Here is a 1,090-nt window from a genome sequence, read left to right as displayed (position 1 = left end):
CCGAACTTCTCGAACAGGATCATCGCCAGCAGGCCGGGACCGGCCCAGCCGCGCGGGGTGGCGTGGAAGGGCGCCGGAGCCTGGCTGATCGTCTCGCAGTCGCGGCAGGTGAACTCACATGGGCCCGTCAATGTAAAGCGGGTTCAAAAACGCATGTTCGGCACTCCCATCGATCCAGTATCCAGGCTCGAGCTCATCATCTGACTGGAGCACTTCCACCAGTCCAAACTCACATACGGTCGCCGCTTTTTATCGGCCGCACCAAAATCCCTCTTTCGTAGGCGGAGGCTCGGTAGGACAAAACCCTTCTTCTCGTCGGCGCGTGACGCCACATTCACCCTTCGGTTTGTCCTGTCTGGATCTGCCCGCACCACTGCGGGAGATTGAGGCGATTTTCATCAGTCAGGCCGCCTTCAGCTTTGCGCCTTCAATGACCACTCCATGAACGGCATATTTCCAGAGAGCTACAAGAAGCTTTCTTGCCAGCGCGACTATCGCGGTTTTCTTCCCGCGCCCCCCGTTTCGTTGCACGCGCTCCATGAACCATGTGCTGAGGGCCGAATTCGGCTGATGGTGTAGCCATAGCCATGCCAGCTGGATCATGACTGTCCGAAGTCGCGGGTTACCAGCCTTCCCGACACCTTGTTCATGATCTACAGAGCCACTCTGCCAAGGGGTAGGCGCCAGGCCAGCGTAGGCAGCGACTTGGCGGCGATTATCGAAGTTGCGGAAGAGCCCCTCCGACCAGAGAACCGCAGCGACTTCAGCACCAATACCCTTAAGCTGCACGATCATGGACGCCGGGTTCGGCATAGAGTCGCTCACGACATTGAGCAACGCGTCCCGTTCTGCTTCAACCTCCTTGATCTGTGCAAGGAGGATTTCGAGACGATCAAGTTCCCGTAAAATCTGTGCTTTAACTTGACGTGGCAGCGGGTGTCCGTCGCCCGTTCGCAGTTCCTCCAGTCGAGCGCGGCGATTTTGGTAGATCGGTTCGTAGTCGCCAATTCCTTGTGCGAACAGCAAGCCTTTGATCCGGTTTACGTGCAGGATTCTCTCTGCGATCAGCGTCTTTCGCTCTCGGCAGATT

1 protein-coding gene is annotated in these 1,090 nt (G+C 57.6%); it reads right to left on the bottom strand.

The genetic code is table 11. The features are described 5' to 3' along the window. Positions 1 to 402: 402 nt before the first annotated feature. Positions 403 to 1,090, bottom strand: a 688-nt coding sequence (locus NKH05_RS32960; RefSeq protein ID WP_353017955.1) for an IS110 family RNA-guided transposase, incomplete at its 5' end; no start/stop codon positions are given.

This window comes from Mesorhizobium sp. M1399 (assembly GCF_040317735.1).
Classification (GTDB): Bacteria; Pseudomonadota; Alphaproteobacteria; order Rhizobiales; family Rhizobiaceae; genus Mesorhizobium.
This window is presented reverse-complemented; position numbering and strand designations above follow the sequence as displayed.